The sequence below is a fragment of the Marichromatium sp. AB31 genome, assembly GCF_003718685.1.
Lineage (GTDB): Bacteria > Pseudomonadota > Gammaproteobacteria > Chromatiales > Chromatiaceae > Marichromatium > Marichromatium gracile.
This window is the reverse complement of sequence record NZ_RHFI01000014.1, coordinates 1-22,985: the sequence shown is the minus strand read 5'-3', so window position 1 is coordinate 22,985 and position 22,985 is coordinate 1. Positions and strand designations below refer to the sequence as shown.

19 protein-coding genes, 1 tRNA gene and 1 CRISPR repeat array are annotated in these 22,985 nt (G+C 67.1%); of the genes, 8 read left to right on the top strand and 12 right to left on the bottom strand.

From position 1 onward, the window contains the following. Nucleotides 1-332: 332 nt before the first annotated feature. The 5 genes from EBL84_RS11375 (at nucleotide 333) to EBL84_RS11355 (ending at nucleotide 7,147) form a co-directional block, all read left to right on the top strand. On the top strand, nucleotides 333-2,450 hold the full coding sequence (locus EBL84_RS11375) for a TonB-dependent receptor (RefSeq protein WP_123140921.1): 2,118 nt from the start codon (nucleotides 333-335) through the stop codon (nucleotides 2,448-2,450). 13 nt (nucleotides 2,451-2,463) lie between these two features. Continuing rightward, entirely contained in the window at nucleotides 2,464-3,744 is a 1,281-nt protein-coding gene (locus EBL84_RS11370) for an MFS transporter (RefSeq protein WP_123140920.1), read from the top strand. Beyond that, nucleotides 3,734-4,519: a thioesterase II family protein gene (locus EBL84_RS11365; RefSeq protein ID WP_123140919.1), complete on the top strand. Its 786-nt coding sequence runs from the start codon at nucleotides 3,734-3,736 to the stop codon at nucleotides 4,517-4,519. The genes EBL84_RS11370 and EBL84_RS11365 overlap by 11 nt, the downstream gene beginning before the upstream one ends. Before the next feature lie 98 nt (nucleotides 4,520-4,617). Then, nucleotides 4,618-4,854, top strand: coding sequence for a hypothetical protein (locus tag EBL84_RS11360; RefSeq protein WP_123140918.1), 237 nt, complete (start codon nucleotides 4,618-4,620; stop codon nucleotides 4,852-4,854). A gap of 22 nt (nucleotides 4,855-4,876) precedes the next feature. Further along, complete coding sequence (locus EBL84_RS11355) at nucleotides 4,877-7,147, top strand: pentapeptide repeat-containing protein (RefSeq protein WP_123140917.1); 2,271 nt, start codon at nucleotides 4,877-4,879, stop codon at nucleotides 7,145-7,147. 266 nt (nucleotides 7,148-7,413) lie between these two features. Here EBL84_RS11355 and EBL84_RS11350 read toward each other — a convergent pair. Next, nucleotides 7,414-7,503 (bottom strand) — tRNA-Ser (locus EBL84_RS11350). A 294-nt stretch (nucleotides 7,504-7,797) separates the two neighbouring features. On the opposite strand from EBL84_RS11350, the gene EBL84_RS11345 reads away from it, so the two are divergent. Both EBL84_RS11345 and EBL84_RS11340 read left to right on the top strand, forming a co-directional pair. After that, nucleotides 7,798-8,469, top strand: a complete 672-nt coding sequence (locus EBL84_RS11345) for a Bax inhibitor-1/YccA family protein (protein WP_062275071.1) — start codon at nucleotides 7,798-7,800, stop codon at nucleotides 8,467-8,469. A 72-nt stretch (nucleotides 8,470-8,541) separates the two neighbouring features. Continuing rightward, nucleotides 8,542-8,727, top strand: coding sequence for a hypothetical protein (locus EBL84_RS11340; RefSeq protein WP_005224143.1), 186 nt, complete (start codon nucleotides 8,542-8,544; stop codon nucleotides 8,725-8,727). A 57-nt stretch (nucleotides 8,728-8,784) separates the two neighbouring features. On the opposite strand, the gene EBL84_RS11335 is transcribed toward EBL84_RS11340, so the two are convergent. The 3 genes from EBL84_RS11335 to EBL84_RS11325 form a co-directional block, all read right to left on the bottom strand. Further along, on the bottom strand, nucleotides 8,785-10,545 hold the full coding sequence (locus tag EBL84_RS11335) for a SufS family cysteine desulfurase (RefSeq protein ID WP_123140916.1): 1,761 nt from the start codon (nucleotides 10,543-10,545) through the stop codon (nucleotides 8,785-8,787). 214 nt (nucleotides 10,546-10,759) lie between these two features. Then, complete coding sequence (locus EBL84_RS11330) at nucleotides 10,760-11,758, bottom strand: MDR family oxidoreductase (RefSeq protein ID WP_123140915.1); 999 nt, start codon at nucleotides 11,756-11,758, stop codon at nucleotides 10,760-10,762. A 38-nt stretch (nucleotides 11,759-11,796) separates the two neighbouring features. Then, nucleotides 11,797-14,997 carry a GGDEF and EAL domain-containing protein gene (locus tag EBL84_RS11325; protein WP_190287943.1) on the bottom strand — a complete coding sequence of 1,067 codons (3,201 nt, stop codon included), beginning with the start codon at nucleotides 14,995-14,997 and terminating at the stop codon, nucleotides 11,797-11,799. A gap of 354 nt (nucleotides 14,998-15,351) precedes the next feature. On the opposite strand from EBL84_RS11325, the gene EBL84_RS11320 reads away from it, so the two are divergent. Then, a complete protein-coding gene (locus EBL84_RS11320; RefSeq protein ID WP_123140961.1) occupies nucleotides 15,352-15,693 on the top strand; it encodes a hypothetical protein in 342 nt (113 codons plus the stop codon). Between the two features lie 16 nt (nucleotides 15,694-15,709). Here the strand turns inward: EBL84_RS11320 and serS are convergent, their stop codons facing one another. From serS to EBL84_RS11280, 8 genes are all read right to left on the bottom strand, one after another. Next, entirely contained in the window at nucleotides 15,710-16,984 is a 1,275-nt protein-coding gene (serS, locus tag EBL84_RS11315) for a serine--tRNA ligase (protein WP_123140913.1), read from the bottom strand. Between the two features lie 16 nt (nucleotides 16,985-17,000). Then, the gene (locus EBL84_RS11310) at nucleotides 17,001-17,306 is read right to left on the bottom strand and encodes a DUF190 domain-containing protein (protein ID WP_123140912.1); all 306 of its coding nucleotides are present in this window, start codon (nucleotides 17,304-17,306) and stop codon (nucleotides 17,001-17,003) included. Continuing rightward, nucleotides 17,303-17,677 carry a fluoride efflux transporter CrcB gene (gene crcB / locus EBL84_RS11305; RefSeq protein ID WP_190287942.1) on the bottom strand — a complete coding sequence of 125 codons (375 nt, stop codon included), beginning with the start codon at nucleotides 17,675-17,677 and terminating at the stop codon, nucleotides 17,303-17,305. Before crcB ends, EBL84_RS11310 begins: the two co-directional genes overlap by 4 nt. 382 nt (nucleotides 17,678-18,059) lie before the next feature. After that, nucleotides 18,060-18,681: direct repeats of the CRISPR family, unit length 37 nt; unit sequence GCCGCAATGCTCAATCCATTACAACAAGGATTGAAAC. Between the two features lie 265 nt (nucleotides 18,682-18,946). Beyond that, a complete protein-coding gene (locus EBL84_RS11300; protein WP_123140911.1) occupies nucleotides 18,947-19,528 on the bottom strand; it encodes a class I SAM-dependent methyltransferase in 582 nt (193 codons plus the stop codon). Nucleotides 19,529-19,546: 18 nt separating this feature from the next. Further along, nucleotides 19,547-20,212 carry an endonuclease III domain-containing protein gene (locus tag EBL84_RS11295; protein WP_123140910.1) on the bottom strand — a complete coding sequence of 222 codons (666 nt, stop codon included), beginning with the start codon at nucleotides 20,210-20,212 and terminating at the stop codon, nucleotides 19,547-19,549. Next, nucleotides 20,206-21,441, bottom strand: coding sequence for a sugar phosphate nucleotidyltransferase (locus EBL84_RS11290; protein WP_123140909.1), 1,236 nt, complete (start codon nucleotides 21,439-21,441; stop codon nucleotides 20,206-20,208). The genes EBL84_RS11295 and EBL84_RS11290 overlap by 7 nt, the downstream gene beginning before the upstream one ends. Before the next feature lie 148 nt (nucleotides 21,442-21,589). Further along, a complete protein-coding gene (gene pdxJ / locus EBL84_RS11285) occupies nucleotides 21,590-22,378 on the bottom strand; it encodes a pyridoxine 5'-phosphate synthase (RefSeq protein WP_123140908.1) in 789 nt (262 codons plus the stop codon). Between the two features lie 20 nt (nucleotides 22,379-22,398). Then, nucleotides 22,399-22,985: DNA repair protein RecO (locus tag EBL84_RS11280; protein ID WP_123140907.1), on the bottom strand; the 587-nt coding region annotated here is incomplete at its 5' end.

Sequence of the window (22,985 nt, the reverse complement as noted above, 5' to 3'; positions counted from 1 at the left end):
CCACGCGGCACGCCAGGCGCCACACCGGACGCCCCCGGCTGAGCCCGCCTCGCCCTCATGCACACCCGACCTTCCAGCCAGCCGATGACAGCCATCCCGCGGCTGTCGGCCAGCCACGCCCCGCGCCGCGCACCGCGGCGGGGGCGCTGCGCGATGCCGATGCGCCTAGCGCCGCGATGGAACGGCACAGGCACACCAGGCAACCGTCTCCCGCCAGCCGAGCGGCGGGCGACGACATCACGGAGCGACCCGCGCCCGTGTTCACCCGAGGCCCGCAAGGCCCATGCATCGCTAAGGAAAGAAGCACGCAGATGAACAAGAGAGAGCATTCCATGACGCCCCCACAGCAGATCCAGCCATTGATCCTGGCGCTGGTCGTCGGCGCGAGCGGACTGACCACCCTGCCCGTGGCCACGCACGCGGCGGGCGCGGAGACCGGGGAGGCCTCGGTCTCGCTGTCGACCATCACCGTCACCGCCCGACGCGGCGAGGAGCAGGCCAAGGAGATCCCCTTCGGGCTCAGCGTGCTCGGCGGCGAGCAGCTCGAGGAGCAGCGTCTCGACAACCTCGAGGAGGTGCTGGCGACGGTGCCCGGCGTCGACATCAGCGGCGACGGCGGTCCCAACAACTCCAACGTGCGCATCCGTGGCGTCGGCTCGCTCTACCAGCTCAACATGGACGACAACTCGGTGGTGCTGAACGTCGACGGGGTGTCGATGTCCACGCGCAACCTCGCGCTCGGCATGCTCGACATCGAGCGCATCGAGGTGCTCAAGGGGCCGCAGGGCACCCTGTTCGGACGCAACAGCGAGGCCGGCGCGATCAATGTCACCACGCGCAAGCCGACACGCTATTTCGAGGGCCACGTGCGCGGCGAGGTCGGTGAGCTCGGACGCAAGATGGGCGAGGCGGTGTTCAGCGGCCCGATCTCCGAGCAGGTGAGCGCCCGCGTGGCCTATCGCAACACCACCTCGGATCTCTGGGTGGAGAACAGCCGCGACGGCGAGCCGCTGATGCGCCCGCACGAGCAGACCCTGCGCGGCACCCTGCTGTGGGAGATCGGCGCGGGCACCGAGGCGACGCTGGTGGCCGAGCGCTACTCGATCGAGCACCAGGCCAACCTGATCGTCGCCCAACCCTATGGCGATCAGCCGGCCAACGACCTCACCCCGGGGCTGTTCGACGACAACGAGCGCAAGACCGAGCGCTACTCGCTGGAGATCAACCACGACCTCGCCGGCAGCCGGCTGAGTCTCATCACCTCGCTGGTCTCGACCGATATCGTCAAGTGGAAGGCCTATGACCGCACCATCACCGAGCAGGTCTTCGGTTTCCCCGGCGAGGTCGCCTTCCTCGACACCTCGGAGCAGGACGAGACCAGCCAGGAGCTGCGCTGGTCGTCGCTGCCCGATGCCCCGGTGTTCTGGGTGACCGGCCTGCACCTGTCGCAGTCCGATCGTACCTTCGACACCCTCGACACCATGACCGGCAACTTCTATGCGCGCGACTTCAGCAGCCAGAGCGCGGCGCTGTTCGGCGAGCTGACCTATCCGCTCGGCGATGCGCTGAAGCTCACCGGCGGCGTGCGTCATTCCTGGGACGAGAAGGACTACGAGGCGAGCTATCGGCGCGGCGCCACGGTGACCCGCGACGAGCGCGACCTCAGCGACGACTACACCACCGGGCGACTGGCGCTGAGCTATGCCCTCAGCGAGGAGACCAACCTCTACGGCCTGCTCGCCCGCGGCCACAAGTCCGGCGGCTTCAACGACTACGCCTCCAGCATCGAGGGCAGCACGCCCTACGACTCGGCGAGCGTCAACACCCTCGAACTCGGCTTCAAGCACGAATCGCTCGACGGGCGCTTCACCCTCAACGGCGCGCTCTTCTTCAACCGGGTGAAGGACGACCACCTGCTCGGCTACGACGCCCACACCTTCGCCGCCACCGCGATCAACGCCGACACCGAGAGCAAGGGCGCCGAGCTGGAGGGGCGCTATGCCTTCGACAACGGGCTCTCGCTCGCCGCCGCGCTCAGCTATACCGACGCCCAGATCACCAGCGACGCGGTCGGCGTCTCCGGCGGCGACGTCGACGACGGCAACCGCGTCCCCGAGGTGCCGCGCTGGGGCGCGAGCCTGAGCCTCGGCCACGTCAAACCGCTGCCGGCCGTCGGCGGGCTCGGTCCGCTCACCCTCAACACCCAGCTCAGCTATCGCTTCGTCGGCGAGCGCCCCGGCGACCCGCAGAACACCTTCGACCTCGACGCCTACCAGAAGCTCGACCTGCGCGTCGGCCTCGCCGCCGGCAACGCCGAGCTCTATCTGTGGGCCGACAACCTGCTCGACGAGGACTACGACCTCTACGCCTACCAGTACACCCCGACCCTGCGGATCGGCGCGCCGGCGCGCGGGCGTACCGTCGGGCTCGGCGTCAATTACTTCTTCTGAGACCTGATCCGTGATGAATGATCCAACCCGGACCAAGACCCCGAGGTCCACCTGGTGGCTGCTCGCCAGCCTCTACACCACCCAGTACCTCGGGCTCGGCTTCTTCGTCATCGCCCTCGCCGCGCTGCTGCGCGAGCAGGGCGCGCCGCTCGACCAGATCAGCCTGGTCTACATGCTCGGGCTGCTGTGGGCGCTCAAGTTCCTCTGGGCGCCGCTGGTCGACCGCATCGGCGTGCGCCGCTGGGGGCACTATCGCGGCTGGCTGATGCTGATGCAGGCGGGGATGATGGCCTGCTTCCTGCTGATCGGCGCCTACGACCTGATCGACGATTTCTCCACCATCTATCTGCTCTGCGTGGTGGTCGCCCTGCTCTCGGCGACCCAGGACATCGCCGCCGACGGGCTCGCCTGCCGGCTGATCCCGGCCGAGGAGCGCGGCACCGGCAACGGCATCCAGGTCGCCGGCGGACTGCTCGGCAACATGCTCGGCGGCGGCGTGGTGCTGATGGCCTATCCCTATCTGGGATGGGTCGGCAGCATGGTGGTGCTCGCTCTCGCCACCGGGGTGGCGCTGGTGCAGCTGCTCGTCTTCCGCGAGCCGCGCTGGCCGGTGGCGACGACCGCGCGGCCCCGGCTGCTGCCACGCATCGGCGGGCTGTTGCGCGCCCGCCCCGGGCGCTACTGGCTGGCGATGCTGCTGCTCTACCCGCTCGGCTACAACCTGATGTTCATCCCGCTGACCCCGATCCTGGTCGATCTCGGCTGGTCGGTCGAGCGCATCGGCTTCACCGTCAACGTCTTCGGCTCGGTGGTCGGCATCATCGGCGCGCTGGCCGCGGGTTGGGTGTTCAACCGCGTGGCGCGACGCAACGCGCTGACCGGCGCGGCGCTGTTGCAGATCATCGGGGTGGGCGCCGTCGCGCTGCCGCTGCTGGGGATGACCGACACCCTCACGGTGATGCTCGCCATCGGCGCCTTCTTCCTCTGCTGCAATCCGGCCACCACGGTGCTGGCGGCGGTGATGATGGACCACGCCTCGCACGACGCCCCGGCCACCGACTACAGCCTGCAGTTCAGCCTGAGCATGGGTTTTGCGATGGTTGCGGCGACGGTGAGCACTTCGCTGGCAGAGCAGCTCGGCTATCTCTCGGTGATCTGGACCGCGCTGGCGGTAGCCGTCGTCGCCCTGCTGCTGGCGCTGCCCTACCGCTTCCAGCGGGTCTTTCCCGAGGGTGGGTCGACGGAGGACGCGCCCGCGCTGGACCCCGCCGTGGTGACGGGCGATGCGCGCTGAACCCTCGCGCCACCTCGCCCCGGCCGCCGCCACGGCGGCGGCCGGGCGCTGGATCCGCCGCCCGCAACCGCGCCCGGCAGCGCGGCTGCGGCTGTTCTGCCTGCCGCACGCCGGCGGCACCCCGGCGCTGTTCAAGCACTGGCCGCCGCTGCTGCCCGACTGGATCGAGCCGCTGATGGTCTGTCTGCCGGGGCGCGAGAACCGGCTCGACGAGCCGCTGCCCGAGGACATCCCCACCCTGGTCGGGCAGCTCGCCGGTGCCGTGCGCCCCTGGCTCGATCGTCCCTGGGCGCTGTTCGGCCACAGCATGGGCGGGGCGCTCGCCCACGAGCTGACCCAGACGCTCATCGACCAGGGACAGCGCGCGCCCGAGCAGCTGGTGATCTCGGCGCGCGAGCCACCGCAGTGCCACCACGGCGGCGACCTCCATCGGCACGACGACGACACCCTGTGCGCGGCGCTCACCGCGCTCGGCGGCACCCCGCCCGAGCTGCTCGCGCTGCCCGAGATCCGCGCCATCGTGCTGCCGGCGGTGCGCCAGGACTACCGCCTGATCGAGACCTACCGCCCCGACCCCGAGCGCCCGCCGCTGCCCTGCCCGCTCACCGTCTTCCGCGGCCGCGACGACCCCGACCTCGACGCCGAGGAGGCCGATGCCTGGTCGCGCTGGACCGACGCCGGCTTCCGCGTCGAGACCTTCCCCGGCGGACACTTCTATCTCAGCGACGCGCCGGGCCCGGTGGTCGCCCGGTTGAGCGCATTGCTCGCCCAGTAGCCACGCAGGTCGGGTTGCCCGTCGCTCAGCGGCCACCGGGAGGCGATGGCGATCGGGGCGGGCAACCCGACATCCGTACCTGGAGACGGCGCGCGGCGATGATGGGCACGCTGCGCGTTGCCCATCCGACCGGCAATATCGGTGGGGCCGTCGGCCACGACATCGACGAATCGGCTTCTTGGACGGCTTGCCCGACATCCGCGCGTGGGATGAAAAACCGCCTCGGTGTCCCGAGGGCGCTTGATGCCGATCACCAGACGTCGGCGCAGATATCGGGCGGCGTGGCGTCGGGCGATGACGGGGCGATGGGGCTTCCCTACAATGGGGACACCTGATGTGTAACCGGGATGGTGGCGGATGTCCAGGCGGTGGGATGGCAAGGAGAACCTCTGGGCGCTGGAGGAGCAGGACGTCCTCGCGAAGCTTGCGCTGTTACGGGCCTCCGCCGACGATGCGGCGCGACACGTCCGCAACCTCTATGTCACCTTCCTGCTGTTCAGCTTCTATATCGCGGTCATCGTCTTCTCCACGGACGACGAACAACTGCTGCGCGAGACCGGCGCCACCCTGCCGCTGCTCGACATCGAGTTGCCGTTGCTGGGGTTCTATAGTTTTATCCCCTGGCTGGTGCTCTTCTTCCACGCTCACCTGCTGCTGCAGTTCTTCCAACTCTCGCGCAAGCTTTTCAATCTCGACGCCCTGTTGCTGAAGCTTCCCGAGGCGGAAGAACGCACCTATCGAGAGCTACCCTTTCCGCTCGTCTTCAGCTATGTGCTCATCGGCCGACACCACCCGGGCCTGATCCGCTTGATGCTGCGAGTCGTGGTCAAAGTGACCATGATTCTCTTGCCGATCCTGCTGCTGGCCGCCATTCAATGGCGGTTTCTTCCCTATCACAGTTTCTGGATCACCCTCGACCATCAGCTCGTCATAACCCTGGATCTGCTGCTCATCGCGCTGCTCTGGCCGCGCCTGAGTTCGCGCTCCGGCCGCTGGCGAATTCGCTGGCCGACATCCAGATGGTTGCCGAGAAAGATCGGGAGGCTGATTCGTCCGAACCGGAGATGGCAGCGCAGGGGCGCGAGAGTACCTCCAGCCTTGGCGCTAATCTTTTTATCCGTCATATGGGGGCTAATGGTTCCGCCGGGAGGTGGAATCGAATGGATGATCGGTGAAAACCAACCGTGGATAAACTGGCTCTTTCAACGTAACCTGAATTTACGTGAGCGCGTATTAATGATAAAGGCCCCACCCGCCGAGGTGCTATACGCGGCCCATATCGACACGGATGAAGAGCGCGCCGAGATCTGGAAAGACGTCGGTCAAGCACTGGACTTGCGACATCGCGATTTGCGGTATGCGGATTTATGGAGAGCGACGCTTTGGGATGTCGATCTCAGGGAGGCGCAACTGCAGGGGGCCGATCTCAGAGGGGCGCAACTGCAGGGGGCCGATCTCAGGGAGGCGCAACTGCAGGGGGCCGATCTCAGGTGGGCGCAACTGCAGGGGGCCGATCTCAGGGAGGTGCAACTGCAGGGGGCCGATCTCAGGGAGGCGCAACTGCAGGGGGCCGATCTCAGGTGGGCGCAACTGCAGGGGGCCGATCTCAGGTGGGCGCAACTGCAGGGGGCCAATCTCAGGTGGGCGCAACTGCAGGGGGCCAATCTCAGGTGGGCGCAACTGCAGGGGGCCTATCTCAGGGAGGCGCAACTGCAGGGGGCCTATCTCATAGGGGCGCAACTGCAGGGGGCCGATCTCAGGTGGGCGCAACTGCAGGGGGCCGATCTCAGGGAGGCGCAACTGCAGGGGGCCGATCTCAGGTGGGCGCAACTGCAGGGGGCCTATCTGAGGGAGGCGCAACTGCAGGGGGCCGATCTCAGCATGGCGCAACTGCAGGGGGCCTATCTCATAGGGGCGCAACTGCAGGGGGCCGATCTCACAGGGGCGCAACTGCAGGGGGCCGATCTCATAGGGGCGCAACTGCAGGGGGCCTATCTCATAGGGGCGCAACTGCAGGGGGCCGATCTCATAGGGGCGCAACTGCAGGGGGCCGATCTCAGGTGGGCGCAACTGCAGGGGGCCGATCTCAGGTGGGTGCAACTGCAGGGGGCCGATCTCAGGGAGGCGCAACTACAAGGGAGCAGTTTGCAAGGGGCGAAATTTTATTCAACAGATTTCGAGAATGCCAACCTAACACTTTCCTACCTAAAATCAGTAATATTTCTTCCGATCATTCCCAAAAAGATGGGCTCAAGCTTGTCCAAGCTTGAAATTTACTCTGATCTTCTTTCTGAAGAAGCGAAAGAGCGCATTTCCACAAGCATCGAAACTTTCTGGTCGATTGCCTTCGATCTACCGTTGACGCCAACGGTGATTTCACCGGAGCAAGCCCCACAGGCAATCTATGATCAATGCGGCCTCTTCTCCAATTGGCCCGACCCGCCTAGTGATGAAAAATTCCTGCAGGAACAAGCGGGCTATCTCGCCAACCTTGCCTGTTCTGACCAATACATTGCAGCACGCATGATTCAAAGAGCTGAAGACAATCCGATCTTGGCTGAGGCGATTCAACGACGGGCGAGTGAAGAAGACTGCCCAATCCTCAACGAGGCGTTGACAGCCCCGTAGGTTGGGTTGCCCATCGCTCACCGGTCATCGAGGCAGCGATGGCGGTCGCGACGGGCAAACAAACGAGCCCGATCGACGCCAGAAGACGATCGAGGTCATCGTCAAGCGACGGCTCAGCCGTTGGCTTGCCAAGGATGGCCAACCCAACCGACCGGCTTCATGTGCCCACGGGTCATACCGGCCCCAAAACGAAAAAACCCGCCGAGAGGCGGGTTTCCAGAATCAAGCGAACCGTGAGCAGATGCGCCGCAAGCGCTTGATTGATATGGCGGAGGGACAGGGATTCGAACCCTGGAAGGGCGTTAACCCTTGCTGGTTTTCAAGACCAGTGCATTCAACCGCTCTGCCATCCCTCCAATAACTTTCTCCGCCGTGACGGACAGCCTTCAAGACCGTCGCTTGCGACCGCTCAGCCACCTCTCCGGGGCAGGCGCGGGACGACCTGTGGGGACGGCTTGAGTTGGCGCCGGTCGTCCGCATCTGGCGGGGATGGAAGGATACCGCAACTCGGGCGTTTTCCCAAGTCCGGTCGGGCTTGCGCGGGGCGGCGGGTCAGGTATCCTTCTGGAACTTGAGAGATCGCAATCAGTCTCACCCAGCGATCAACTCGGTTTCCCAACCTGTTCGACCATAAGGAGTGAATGCACGACATGGCCAACAACAACTTTTCCTTCGTTCAGAGTGCCCCGTCGGCCGTCTCGGCCAACAAGGTGCTCAAGAACACCTACCTGCTGCTGGCCGCGACCCTCGGTTTCAGCGCGCTGACGGCGATGCTGTCGATCGCGCTGGCGATGCCCTCCTGGACCTACCTGGCCTCGGTGATCGTGGCCATGGTGCTGGGGATGTTCGTGCTGCCACGCACCGCCAACTCCTCGGCCGGCATCGGCGTGATCTTCCTGATCACCGGCCTGATGGGCTTCGGTCTGGGCTCGATCCTGAGCATGTATCTGGCGCTGCCCAACGGCCCGCAGACCGTGGGTCTGGCCTTCGGTGGCACCGCCGCGATCTTCCTCGGGCTGTCGGGTTACGCGCTCAGCAGCAAGCGTGACTTCAGCTTCATGGGCGGGTTCATCTTCGCCGGCATGATGGTGGTGATGATCGCGGTGATCGCGAACCTGTTCCTGCAGATGCCGGCGCTGTCGCTGGCGATCTCCTCGGCCATCATCCTGCTGATGAGCGGCTTCATCCTGTTCGATACCAGCCGGATCGCGCGGGGTGAGGAGACCAACTACATCATGGCCACCTACGGCATCTATCTGAGCATCTTCAACATCTTCATCAGCCTGTTGCAGATCCTCGGCATCATGGGCGGCGACGAGTAATCACCCTGCTCGCCCCGCAACAGCCCCGGCCCCGCGCCGGGGCTTTTGTTTGTCTCGCCGGAGGTCTCCACCATGGAATTGTTCCTGAAGATCATGGCCGCGGCCCTGCTCGGGCTGATGCTGTTCTATCTCTGGCCGGTCTACAAGCGCTGGCAGGAGCACGGCCCCAAGGCCGAGAAGGGTGACTGGGCGGCGGCGATCGTGCCGCTCGGCGCAGTCGCGGCGCTGGTGATCGTGCTGATCATGGCGGTGCGCTGAGGCGCGCCCCACCCTCCCCCGGCACGGGGCCGTCCGGCCCCGTGCCAACGCATTCGCTCAGGCGTCCGCCGCGACCTGACGCGCGGCCACCTGACGCAGTCGCTGCACCATCGCCTCGAGGCCATTGCGCCGGTTCATGCTGAGATGCCCGTCGAGCCCGAGCTGGGCGAAGAAGGCGCGGGCGTCGAAGTCGAGGATGTCGCGCGCGCGCTGCCCGGAGTAGAGCTGCTGGAGCAGCGCGATCAGCCCGCGCACCAGCTCGGCGTCGCTGTCGGCGAGGAACTCGACGCGCTCGGGGTCGTCGGGCATGGCGCGGGCGGCGATATAGACCTGGCTCTGACACCCCTGTACATGCGTCGCGGCGTTCTGCATCGACGCGGGCAGGTGCGGCAGCCGACCGCCGAGGTCGATGATGTATTCGTGCCGGGTCGGCCAGTCGGGCAGCAGCTCGAAGTCCTCGGCGATCTGCGCGGCGGCGGCGGCGGGCGACTCGGCGCTCGGCCCCGGGTAGTCGAGCGCGGTCTCGGCGACGGGCGCGACCCGTGCCTGACGCGCGCGCGTCTCGTCAGCGATCTCGATCAGCGCATCGGCCAGGGTGTCGATCTCCTCCAGGGTGTTGTAGACCCCGAAGGAGGCGCGCACCGTGGCCGCCACGCCGAGCCGCTCCATCAGCGGCTGGCAGCAGTGGTGGCCGGTGCGCACGCAGATGCCGCGCAGGTCGAGCGCGGTGCCGAGGTCGAGGCTGGAGATCGCCGGCGCCTCCATCACCCAGGAGGTGACGCAGCTGCGCCGCTGCGCCCGGCCCTTGAGCGCGAGCCCGGGAATGGCCTCCAGACGCTCGGTGGCATGACGCAGCAGCCACTGCTCGTGGGCGCTGATGCGCTCGAAGCCGACCGACTCGATCCAGTCGATCGCCGCGCCCAGCCCCACCGCGCCGGAGATGTTGGGCGTGCCGGCCTCGAAGCGGGTCGGCGGCGCGGCATAGCGGGTGGCCTCGAAGCTGACCTGCTCGATCATGTCGCCGCCGCCCTGGTAGGGCGGCATCGCCTCGAGCAGCGCGCGCTTGGCATAGAGCACGCCGATCCCGGTCGGGCCGTAGAGCTTGTGGCCGGAGAAGGCGTAGAAGTCGGCGTCGAGCGCGCGCACGTCGGTGCGCCCGTGGGCGACCCACTGGGCGCCGTCGACCAGCACCAGGGCACCGTGCGCGTGGGCCAGCTCGATGATCTCGCGCACCGGGTTGACGGTACCGAGGGCGTTGGAGACCTGGTTGACCCCGACCAACCGGGTGCGCGGCGAGAGCAGCCGACGATAGGCGTCGAGGTCGATGTCGCCGGCATCGTCGATGGGGATGACGCGGATACGCGCCCCGGTCTGCTCGGCGACCATCTGCCAGGGGACGATGTTGGAGTGGTGTTCGAGGTTGGAGAGCAGGATCTCGTCACCGGGGCCGAGGTTGGCGCGCCCCCAGGTGGCGGCGACCAGGTTGATCGCCTCGGTGGTGCCGCGGGTGAACACGCACTCGGCGGGTTCGGCGGCGTTGAGGAAGCGCGCCACCGCCGCACGGGCGTGCTCGTAGAGCCGGGTGGCGTGCTGCGAGAGGCGGTAATTGCCGCGATGGATGTTGGCGTGGGCGCTACGGTGATAATCGCTGACCGCCGCGATCACCGCCTGCGGCTGCTGGGTCGAGGCGGCGCTGTCGAGATAGACCAGCGGGCGACCATCGACCTGGGTGGAGAGGATGGGGAACTGGGCGCGCAGCGCGGCGACGTCGAGGGTCGCGTCATCGCTGCGCGGAGCCGGTGCGGCTTGAGCGTTCATGGCTGAATTCATTGGTTTAAGGCGATGCACGATTCTATCGCGGCGGCGCCCAGTGCGGTCGGCCGGATGCGTCTGCGACAGTGCGGCAGGCACTCGGGTGGCACACGGCGCGCGTCCCTGGGCGGCGTGGTCGATCGGTCGACGGGGCGCGCTCCGCGCGCCCCCATTGGGTAGGGAGATGGGTCCGCCGCGGGCGAGATGCCAGTGGCGCGGCTCAGTCGGCCTCGGGGATGCGCACCACGGTGCGACCGCGGACCCGCCCGGCAAGGATCTCCTCGGCGGCCTGGGGCAGTTGCGCGAAGTCGACCTCGCGGGTCATGGTCTCGAGCCGGTCGAGATCGAGATCGCGCGCCAGCCGCGACCAGGCGCGCTCGCGCAGCGCGTGCGGGGCCATCACCGAGTCGATGCCGTAGAGGGTGACGCCGCGCAGGATGAAGGGCGCGACCGTGGTCGGCAGCTCCATCGCATCGGCCAGCCCGCAGGCGGCCACCGCGCTGGCGCGCTGCATGCGACTGAGCACGTTGGCCAGGGTGAGTCCGCCGGCGACATCGAGCGCCGCCGCCCAACGCTCGGATTCGAGCGGGCGCGGGGGCTGGGTGAACTCGGCGCGATCGAGGATCTCGGTGGCGCCGAGCCCGCGCAGATAGTCCGCCTCGTGCGGTCGTCCGGTGACCGCGGTGACACGATGACCGAGCCGTCCCAGCAGCGCCACGGCGATGCTGCCGACACCACCGGCGGCGCCGGTCACCAGCACCTCGCCGGCGCCCGGTTCGAGTCCGTGCGACTCCAGCGCCAGCACCGCGAGCATCGCGGTGTAGCCGGCGGTGCCGATGGCCATCGCCTGGCGGCTGGTCAGCCCCTCGGGCAACGCCACCAGCCAGTCGCCCGGCACCCGGGCGCGTCCGGCATAGCCGCCGGAGTGCTTCTCCCCCACCCCGTAGCCGTTGAGCACCACGCGATCGCCGGGGCGGAAGCGCGGATCGCCCGACTCCACCACCCGACCGGCGAAATCGATGCCGGGGATCAAGGGGAAGCGCCGCACGATCGGCGAGCGTCCGGTGAGCGCCAGCCCGTCCTTGTAGTTGAGCGTCGAGTACTCGACCGCGACGGTGACATTGCCCTCCATCAGGTCGGCCTCGGTCAGCCGGGTGAACTCGAGCTGCTGGGTGCCGTCGTGGCGGTCGATCCGATAGGCGCTGAAGGTGGTCGTCATGTGGCGATCTCCTGTGCGTTGGGAATGAGGGGGACGAGTCAGCCCGCCGTCGGGACCAGGGCGCGCTGGGGTGAGCGACGAGGACCTCGCGCACGCTGCTGGTCCTCGAGCATGCGCGTCAGGGTGTTGGCCGAGACCGGGCGGCTGATCAGATAGCCCTGGATCAGGTCGCAGCCCTCGGCGGTGAGGATACGTTGTTGGCGAAGGTCCTCGACGCCCTCGGCGACGGTGCCGATATCGAGATTGCGCGCCATCGACAGGATGGCGCGTACGATCGCGCGGCTGCGTCCGTCGGTGGCGAGGTCGTTGATGAAGCTGCGATCGATCTTGATGAAGTCGACCGGGAAATGGGTGAGATAGCTGAGGCTGGAATAACCGGTGCCGAAGTCGTCGAGCGAGATGCCGATACCGAGGGCACGCAGTCGCTCCAGCTCGGCCAGGGCGCGCTCCGGGTCTTGCAGCAGCACCCGCTCGATCAGCTCGATATGGAGCAGGCGCGCGGGGATGTCGTAGCGTTCGAGCAGGTCGGCGATGGTCTCGGCCAGCCCGCCGGCGGTGATCTGCGGCTCGGAGACATTGACCGAGACGCGGATCTCGGGCAGCCCGGCGTCGCGCCACAGCCGCATCTGGCGCAGCACCGCCTCGATCACCCAGCGCCCCACCGGCACCACCAGATCGCTGCTCTCGATGATGTCGATGAAGACCCCGGGCATCACCAGCTGACCGCCACGCTGCCAGCGCAGCAGCGCCTCGGCGGCGTGGATGCCGTTCTGCTGCGGCTCGACCAGCGGCTGATAATGGACGACGAACTGCTCCTCGGCCAGGGCAATGCGCAGCGCCTCCTCGAGCGCCAGGCGCTCGACCGCCGCGGCGGTGATCTCGGGGCGGTAGAAGGCGATCGAGCGCCGCCCGCTGCGCTTGGCCGAGAGCAGCGCCGAGGCGGCATTGCGCAGCAGCTCGGCGGCATTCTCGCCGTCGCCGGGATAGAGCGCGCCGCCGGCCGAGGCGCTGAGGGTGAGCTGACCGTGACCGGCGATCTCGATCGGCTGACAGCAGATGGCGAGATAGTGCGCGGCGAACGCCGAGGCGGCGGAGATCTCGCCCTCGATCTCGGTGAGGATGACGAAGGTGTCGTCGCTCAGCCGCGCCACCAGATCGCCCGGCCCGGTCGACTCGCTCAGCCGCTCGCCGAGCACGCAGAGCACGGTGTCGGCGACATTGTGACCGTAGCTGGCGATGACGTCGTTGTAGCGATCGATATCGACATAGAAGACCCCGAGGCGCTGACGATGGATGGTCGCCAGGTCGACGGCCTGGGCCAGACGCTGCTTCAGCAGCCGGGCGTTGGGCAGGCCGGTGAGGGGGTCGTGGTTGCTGAGATACTCGATCTCCTCGGCCGAGCGGTAGCGCTCGGTGATGTCGCTGAAGATGGCGACATAGTTGACCACCTGACCGTGGTGGTTGCGGATGGCGTTGATGCTCATCCACTGCGGATAGAGCTCGCCGTTGCTGCGCCGGTTCCACAGCTCGCCCTGCCAGCGCCCCTGCTCGAGCAGCGCGCGCCACAGCTGACGATAGAAGTCCTGACCCTGACGACCGGACTTGAGCAGTCGCGGGTTGCGACCACGCACCTGCTCCGGGGTGTAACCGGTGATCTCGGTAAAGGCGGGATTGACCGCGACGATCTCGCCGTCGGCATCGGTGACGATGATGCCCTCGGCGGTGTTCTCGAACACCGCGTTGGTCAGGCGCAGGATGTCCTCGCGCCGGCGCTGCTCGCTGAGATCGCGGATGATCGCCACGCGCAGCCGTCCGCTCTCGAGCTCGATGCGCCGGGTGCGCACCTCGGCCGGGAAGGTCGAGCCGTCGCGCCGCTGGTGCAGCCACTCGAAACGGGCGCTGCCGTGCTCGGCGAGAAACCCCAGCACCTCGGCGTTGCGGTCCGCCGAGCGACGCCCGTCGGCCTGGAACTCGGGCGAGAGCGCGCCGGGATGGACATCGGTCAGCTCGGCGGCGCTGTCATAGCCGAACAGCCGCGCCGCGGCCGGATTGGCCAGACAGCTCAGGTCGGCGCCGTCGATCACCCACATCGCCTCCTCGGCGCCCTCGAACAGGGCGCGGTAGCGCGCCTCGCTCTGGCGCAGCGCCTCCTGGGCGCGACGATCCTCGGTGATGTCAAGCACCGAGCCGAACACCCGCAACGGCTCGCCACGATCCCCCGGCACGATCCGGATGCGCTGGCGCACCCAGCGCACCCCGGCGTCCGGGCGCACCACGCGATGCTCGACGTCCTCGGTGGCAATACCGCACCGCGCCGCATCCAGTACCCGGGCGACGCGGCCACGGTCCTCGTCATGGACCCGTTCGAGCAGCCCCTGCTCGCTGGCGACGAAGGTCCCGGGATCGACCCCGAGGATGGCCAGCAGCTGCGCCGACCAGAACACCCGACCGGTGGCGAGGTCGAGTTCCCAGCTGCCCAGCGCGGTGATTGCCTGCGCCTCGCTCAGCAGCGTCTGGGTGCGATACAGGGCGCTGAGATCGCGCCCGCAGCCCATCACCCCGAGCAGCTCTCCGTCGGGACCGTGATAGGGGGTCTTGAGGACGTCGAAGAGCAGGCGCTGGCCGCGCGCGTCGCTGTACCAGAAGTCGAAGCGGCGCGCGCGCCTCTGTTCGAGCACCAGTCGATCATCGGCGCGCACCCGCGCGGCGACCTCGGGAGGGAAGAGCGCCTCATCATCCTGACCGATGATCTCCGCCGGCTCGCGACCGACCAGCGCGCCGAGCGCGCGGTTACAACCGAGATAACGCCCGTTCTCACCCTTGAAGAAGATCAGGTCGGGCGAGTTGTCGAGCACGCTGCCGAGCTGCCCCTGGGTGAGCGCCAGTGCCTGCTCGGTCAGCCGATAGGCGGAGACATCGCGATGGGCGACCAGCACCTGCCGCTCGGCCTCCTCGCCATCGTTCAGCAGACGGGCGCCGAGACTCAGCCAGCGGGTCTCGCCCTCGAGCGGCAAGACGTATTCGAGCGTGAAATCGGCGCGCCGCCCCTGGCAGACCTCACGGATCCCCTGGCGCGCCTGATCGAGCACCTGGCCAGGCCCCTCCGGCACCGCCCAGACACCGAGCGGCAGGGTCGCGCGCTGCTGACGGTTGCTGTAGAGCACCCGCCCCTCGGAATCGATCACCGCGATCGCACACTCGAGGGCATCGAGACATGCCCAGGCATCGATCGACTTCATGGACGGCTCGGGATGGCGGGACAACGGAGACTGGAACCTTTTCTCATCGTGCTCGGTTAGGGGCGAGACAGACATGCGACGGGCGGAGGGAGGGGTCGCGACCGAGCATGCGCCACGGCTCCGTCTCCCTGACCCTTGGGCGATCAGCATAGAACAACATCCGTGCCCACGTGCCCCACCCCGGGGCGACTCATCGGAACCCGCATTCTGACGGGCGCAAGGGCATTGATCAAATGGGGCGTCCCCACCCGAGCAGTACATCATCGACGAACCTCGGGGACAGCCGGCGACGCCGCCGCTATGCTTGACGACACCTGCCGAACACGCGCCGGTCGCAACCGGCCGGAGCCCGTCATGCATCAGCCCGCACGCGCCGTCTGCGGCGCCGGACCTGTCGTTCTCGTCCTGGTCGCAAGCCTCGTCGGCTGCGCCACCGCCACCCGCCATGTCACCGACTGGGGCAGCATCACCCTGGCGCCGGGCGACACCGGCACCTGTACCTCCAACCCCTGCGCGGTCTATCTGCAGCTGCCGCCCGGCGAGGGCCGCTACCGGGTCACCGCCAATCAGGTCGATCTCGGCGACTACCCGGCGGGCGCACTCGCCGCGCTCGGGCACTTCTACGACAGCAAGGCACTGGAGATCGTCGGCGCCGGGGTGGCGCGCGCCTACGTCTATATCCCGCAGACGCGCTGAGGCGGCGCGCCCGGACTCAGCCGAGCACCTCGAGACCGCCCATGTAGGGGCGCAGCGCCTCGGGGACGGTCACCCGACCGTCGGCGAGCTGGTAGTTCTCGAGCACCGCCACCAGGGTGCGACCGATCGCCAGCCCGGAGCCGTTGAGGGTGTGCAGCAGCTCGGGCTTGCCGGTCTCGGGGTTGCGCCAGCGTGCACGCAGTCGCCGCGCCTGGAAGTCGCCGAAGTTGCTGCACGAGGAGATCTCGCGATAGGCCTGCTGACCCGGCAGCCACACCTCCAGGTCGTAGGTCTTGCGCGAGGAGAAGCCGAGATCGCCGGTGCACAGGGTCACCACCCGATAGGCCAGCCCCAGCCGTTGCAGGATCGACTCGGCGTGCCCGGTGAGGGCCTCGAGCGCGGCGAAGGACTCGGCCTCGGGCACCGCCTGCACCAGCTCGACCTTCTCGAACTGGTGCTGACGGATCATCCCGCGGGTGTCCTTGCCGTAGGAACCGGCCTCGCTGCGGAAGCAGGGGGTGTGGGCGACCCAGCGGCGCGGCAGCTCATCGGCCTCGAAGATGCAGTCGCGCGCCAGATTGGTCACCGGCACCTCGGCGGTCGGGATCAGATAGAGATCGCGCTCGCCGGGAACCTTGAACAGATCCTCCTCGAACTTGGGCAGTTGACCGGTGCCGTAGAGGCTGTCGGCGTTGACCAGATAGGGGACATAGGTCTCGGTGTAGCCGTGCTCGGTGGTGTGCACGTCGAGCATGAACTGGATCAGCGCGCGATGCAGCCGCGCCATCGGCCCGGACAGGGTGACGAAGCGCGAGCCGGTCACCTTGGCGGCGAGATCGAAGTCCATCCAGCCGTTGCGCGCGCCCAGGTCGACGTGATCGAGCGGGGTGAAGTCGAAGCTCGGCACCTCGCCCCAGCGCCGCTCCTCGCGGTTGTCGGCCTCGTCGCGCCCGTCCGGCACGCTGTCGTCGGGCAGGTTCGGCAGCCCCAGCGCGATCGACTCGATCTCGCCCTGGCACTCGGTCAGCGCCTGCTCGGCGGCCTTGAGCCGATCACCCAGGTCGGCGACCTCGGCGAGCAGCGGCTGAATATCCTCACCCGCGGCCTTGGCCTTGCCGATCGACTTGGAGCGGGTGTTGCGCTCGGTCTGCAGCGTCTGGGCCTCGACCTGCAGCCGCTTGCGCTCTTGTTCGAGCTGCTCGAAACGGGCAGTGTCCAGGGTCACGCCGCGACGGGCGAGCAGCTCGGCGACGCGCGCGAGATCGTTGCGCAACAGTCGTGGGTCTAGCATGTAGTCTCCTTGGGTCTCAGGACTCGACGGTGACCGGCCAGGACACGATGTGCCCCGGTTTCACCTGATTACGGATTCGGGCGATCGCCGCACGGGCACGTTCGGGGGCATCGAAGAACTCCACCACCAGCGGCAGATCGAGCGACAGATCGATCAGCGAGGCGGCGTGGGCGCGCCCCGAGGGACCATAGCCCTCGATCGCGCGCAGCACCGTCACCCCGCGCACCCCCAGCTCGTCGCGCAGGGCGTGCACCAGAGGTTTGAGCTCATGATCGGACTCGGCGAGATAGACCCGCACCATGATCGCTTCGTTCTGACTCACAGTGACCTCCCCAGGGCGATGCCCGCCCAGCACAGCAACACGCAGACCCCGACGCTCGCGCCCACGTTCAGGGTGGCGCGCAACAGCGCCCCCTGCTCGATCAGATTCAGGGTCTCGATCGAGAAGGTCGAGAAGGTCGTCAAGGCCCCCAGAAACCCGACCAGCACGGCGCCGCGCCACTCGGCCGCCACCGCCAGCCGCTCGGTGAGCAGCACGAACAGCAGCCCCATGAGGAAGGAGCCGATCACGTTCACCGCCAGGGTGCCCCAGGGGAAGTCACGCCCCAGCACCCGGTAGACGCCGGTCGAGATCCAGAAGCGCGACAACGCCCCGAGCGCGCCGCCCCCGGCGATCGCCACAAGTTGCAACACGGTATCTTCCCGCCAAAAGGGATAAGTCTACTATGGACGTCCGGGCCTTTGCCCGGGCGAACGCCCCGCCCACCCTGGCCACTGCCGCACATCCGAAGCGCACACACAGAGGACACCGATCGCACCGACTTGATATTATCGGGCCACGGCAATACCACTGCCCGCAGCGACCTCGACTCAGACTGCTGAGCAAAAAATATCACCGACCCCCAACGCCACTGACGCAACCTTCTGATAAAAAAGACATAAAATCAAAAGTGTCAATGTCAGACAGCGAGAAAACAGGGCATACATCGGTGCAAGGCATCTATTTTTCGCCACTCAAGAGCCTCGGCAGAAAAGACCAAGCGCTTGTTTCAAAATGCTTTTTAGGGAATTTGCGGCCGCAATTCTCAATCCATTACAACAAGGATTGAAACTCGACTTCCGCCCACTACTCCCAGGCCAAACCTCGCGCCGCAATGCTCAATCCATTACAACAAGGATTGAAACCGGATCGGATGATCCGCGACTATCTCACCGCCGATCGCCGCAATGCTCAATCCATTACAACAAGGATTGAAACCTATCGGTGCGCCGTCGGCGTGCTCTAGCCGGTAACCCGCCGCAATGCTCAATCCATTACAACAAGGATTGAAACCGAAGACCGTCCGTCCAGTCCAACATCGGGGCAACGCCGCAATGCTCAATCCATTACAACAAGGATTGAAACACATGGGGATTTTCTCAGTCCCCACGCGCCGCCATGCCGCAATGCTCAATCCATTACAACAAGGATTGAAACCTCAAGGATTCCCGGCGCAGGGATATCCTCATCGAGGCCGCAATGCTCAATCCATTACAACAAGGATTGAAACGTCTTCTGCGATAAGTTTTACTCGTCGATCCGTCATGCCGCAATGCTCAATCCATTACAACAAGGATTGAAACCCCGTTCACCTCATCCCCTTCGGGTCCTTGGCTGGTGGCCGCAATGCTCAATCCATTACAACAAGGATTGAAACTGCCGGCGCCGCTTGTACAACAAGGATTGAAACGCGGGGATCGCTGCCGGGTAGAGATGGGCGAGCACGGCCGCAATGCTCAACCCATACAACAAGGATTGAAACCTTGGATGCGCTAAACGCTGTTTTGTTGCGATGAGAGGGTGAGGAACGGGCAACTCAACCTGCGAGATGACATAGCGATTTAGGTTGGGTTGCTGTTTTTCAGCAACCCAACATCGGTCGATGACATCAACAGCGATCAGATCGATCTCAATGCATCGAGTCAGCAGTGTTCGAGCAATACGCTGAAATCCCCCGCCAGATAACCCTCACGCACCCTCATGGTCGCATTCAAGGTATCAGCGAGCTGTTGGATCTCGGTGGGTCGGCGGCAATTGTAGATCAGCGAGGTGTCGCGGCCCTTGAGCAGGTTGAACACGAAACCGCGACGGCTGGCGGCGAGACAGTTGCGGATGAAGCTCTGGGTCTCATCCCAGGTGAGGATGTTCATGGCGCCGCTGCAGACGTAGTAATCGGCCTCGGGCAGCGGATCCTGGAGCACGTCGCACCGGCGGATCTCGCAGCCGGTGCGCGCGCGCGCCGTCTCGATCATCGGCGCCATCACGTCGAGACCGAGATAGCGCCCCGGCGTCTGGTTGCGCTCGCGCAGATAGACGAGGAAGTCGCCGAAACCACAGCCGGCATCGGCCAGCTCGACGCTGGAGAGGTCCTCGGGCAGCAACTCGCGCAGCACCCGGAAACGTACCCGCTGGGTCTCCTCGGAGATCCACTGCACCCCTTCGGCATTGGTGCCGTGGGTCTTGAGTGCGTCATCGTAGAAGGTGTGGTTATCGACTCGCGGCATGGTCTCGCAATCCTCGTCTCAGCTCACCTGGGTCGGTTTCGATGACGGACAGCACGCCCGCAGCGCACACCCCGCACAGACCGGCCTGGCCCGGCAGGCATGCTTGGCGTGCGCCACGATCAGCGCATGATACTCCTGCAACAGCGCGACATCGTCCGGCAGCGCCCGCTCGAACCAGCGGCGGATGGTCTCGTAGTCCTCGTCACCGCCGAGCAACCCGAGCCGCGAGAACAGTCGCCGGGTATAGGCATCGACCACGAACACCGGGCGCGCGAAGGCATAGAGCAGGATGTCGTCGGCGGTCTCCGGGCCGATGCCGGGGGTCGCCAGCAGCCACTCGCGCAGCCTCGGGGTGGCGAGCGCGGCGAGCGGCTCGAGACCGCCAGCGGCATGATAGCGCTTGCAGAATCCCTGCAGGCGTCGGGTCTTGACCCTGTAGTAGCCGCTGGGCCGCAGCAGCTCGGCCAGCCGCGCCGGATCGAGCGCGAGCAGCGCCTCGGCGTTCAACGCCGTCTCGGCGCGAACCTGGTCGAGCGCGCGCTCGACGTTACGCCAGCTGGTGTTCTGGGTGAGGATGGCGCCGACCATGACCTCGAACGGGGTCTCGGCCGGCCACCATCCCTGGGGGCCATGGGCCGCGAGCAGGGTCCGATAGACCGTCTGCGGCGTGGCCGCCGCTACCACTCGACGTCCCTGGACACCACCACGATGCCCTCTTCCGAGACATCGAAACGCTCGCGATCGCGTTCGGGATCGATGCCGACCTGCTCGCCCGGCGGCACCACCACGCCCTTCTCGACGATGCAGTTGCGCAGATGGGCCTCGGCGCCGACCTCGACGCCGTCGAACAGGATCGCCTCCTCGACGATGGCGCTGTCACCGACGCGCACGCAGGGGAACAGCATCGAGTGATTGACCCCACCGCCGCTGATCACGGTGCCGGCGGCGAGCATCGAGTTGACGAACACCCCCTCGTTGCCGCTGCGCGCGCCGGGCACGGTACGCGCCGGCGGATACTGCCCCTGGGCGGTGCGGATGTTCCAGTCGTCCTGGTAGAGATCGAGCGGCGGCTGCGGGCGCAACAGCGCCATGTTGGCGCGATAGTAGGCATCGACCGAGGAGAGATCGCACCAGTAGCGATCCGGAGTGACGCGCCCGCGCTCCTGACCGAAGCGATAGGCGCGCACCCGGTGGCTCTGGGTGAGATGGGCGAGCACGTCCTTGGCGAGATGCCGATCCGGGGGCAGCGGGCCGACCTCGGCATCGGCGCTCTCGCGGCGAGCGAAGGCATCGAACAGCCAGCCGCGATCGAAGACATAGACGCCCATGGTCTCGAAGGCGCGCTCGCCGGTGATCTCACCGGCGCGCTCGGCCGGCAGGATGCGCACGATGCGGTCGTGCTCGTCGAGTTCGACGCGGGCCTGGGTCTGCGAGGGCGGCGCGCCGGGATCGACCTCGCGCACCGCCACCGTGACCTCGGCGCGGGCGTCGACATGGGCGTGCACCACCTCGCTGTAGTCCATGCGATAGACGGCGCTGCCATCGAGCGCGAGGACCTGGCGCGCGCGGTTGCGCTCGATCAGGTTGCGATTCTGGCGGATCGCGTCGAAGGGCCCGGCGTACCAGTGCTTGCCATCGCGCATCTGCGCCGGCACCGGGATGATGAACTCGCCGAGTTCGGGGTTGTAGATCGACCAGCCATCGCGCAGGTGTTTGTGCAATGAGTGACTCTTGTACTGCGTGATCACCAGGACCTGACGCAGCCCGGAGTGCAGACAGTTGGCCAGCGCGAAGTCGATCACCCGGAACTTGCCACCGAAGGGAACGGCCGCCTTCGGGCGATGACGGGTCAGAGGCGCGGGGCCCACCCCGCGATCGATGGCAAGCAAAAAGATCAGGGTATCTGCGGACATGGCTCTTGGCTTTGGCTGACGGGAGTATTTTCCCGCGGCACAGTCTAGCCCGCAGATCGAGGTCGGGGAACGACGTCGGGCATGTTCCGATCGAAAGGGTCATGTCGATCGGGCACGCCGAGCGCCCTCCCCCGACGGCGCATGCCTCTCAGCGACGGCTGCCCACGGCGATCTGTGCACGCATGTCGCGCACCGCGCGATCGAGTCCGGAGAAGAGCGCGCGGGCGATGATCGCATGACCGATGTTGAGCTCGGTGATGCCGGGGATGGCGGCGATCGGCTTGACGTTGTCGTAGTCGAGCCCGTGCCCGGCATTGACCTGCAGGCCCAGCGACAGACCGTGATCGACGGCGCGCTCGATGCGCGCCAGCGCCTCGGCGCGGGTCTCGCGCGTCTGCGCATCGGCATAGTGGCCGGTATGCAGCTCGACGACCGGGGCGCCGATGGCGCGCGCCGCGTCGAGCTGTGCCGGCTCGGGGTCGACGAACAGCGACACCCGCACCCCGGCCTCGGCTAGACGGGCACAGAAATCGGTCAGATAGGCCTGATTGGCGATCAGGTCGAGTCCGCCCTCGGTGGTCAGCTCCTCGCGTCGCTCGGGGACCAGACAGCAATCGTGCGGGCGCAGCCGGGCGGCGATCTCGCCCATCTCGGCGGTGGCGGCCATCTCCAGGTTCATCCGCGTCTGCAGGATGCCGCGCAGCAGCTCGACGTCGCGGTCCTGGATGTGACGACGGTCCTCGCGCAGGTGCAGGGTGATGGCGTCGGCCCCGGCCTGCTCGGCGACCAGCGCCGCCTGGATCGGCTCGGGGTAGCGGGTGCCGCGCGCCTGGCGCACGGTGGCGACGTGATCGATGTTGACGCCCAGCAGCACCTCGTTGGCATGCGTGCTCAAGGGATTTCTCCTCGCTTCGTACGGTCGGGAAGGCGGCGCCATGACCGGCGTCGCCACTCAATCTAGTGTGGGGATGAACGCTCGCGCCCGCCATACCACTGCTGGAACAGCGCGCGGGTGCGCAACGGACGTTCGCCGAGATGCGGGGCGAGCATGGCGCGCAGCAGCGCCCGCGCCTCGCGCGCGCGTTCGGCGTCGGCCGGCGCGGCGTCGGCGGCGAGCGCCTGCAGGGTGGCGCCACGGCAGCACAGTCGCGGGTCATCGGTGGCGGTGGCCGCGCGCAGCCCCTGCTCGGGCTCGAAGACATAGTCGGCGGTGGCGCGCACCGGCCGACCGGTGGCGGTCTCGACATCGAGCGCGAGGCCATAGCCGAGGGCATCAAGCAGGCGCAGCTCGAAGCGGCGCAGCACCGGCTCGAGGTCGTCCCCCGCGGCCAGCGCCGCGAGCGCGACCTGGTAGTCGTCGAGCAGCGCATCGTGCGGGTCCTCGCGACCGAGCAGACGCAACAGCAGCTCGTTGACATAGAAACCGCAGAGCAGCGCCCGACCGGCGAGCGCATAGGGTCGGCCCACGGCCTCGACCCGGGTCAGGGTGCGCACCTCGCCACGTCCGCCGAGTTCCAGCCACAGCGGCTGGAAGGGCTGGAGCA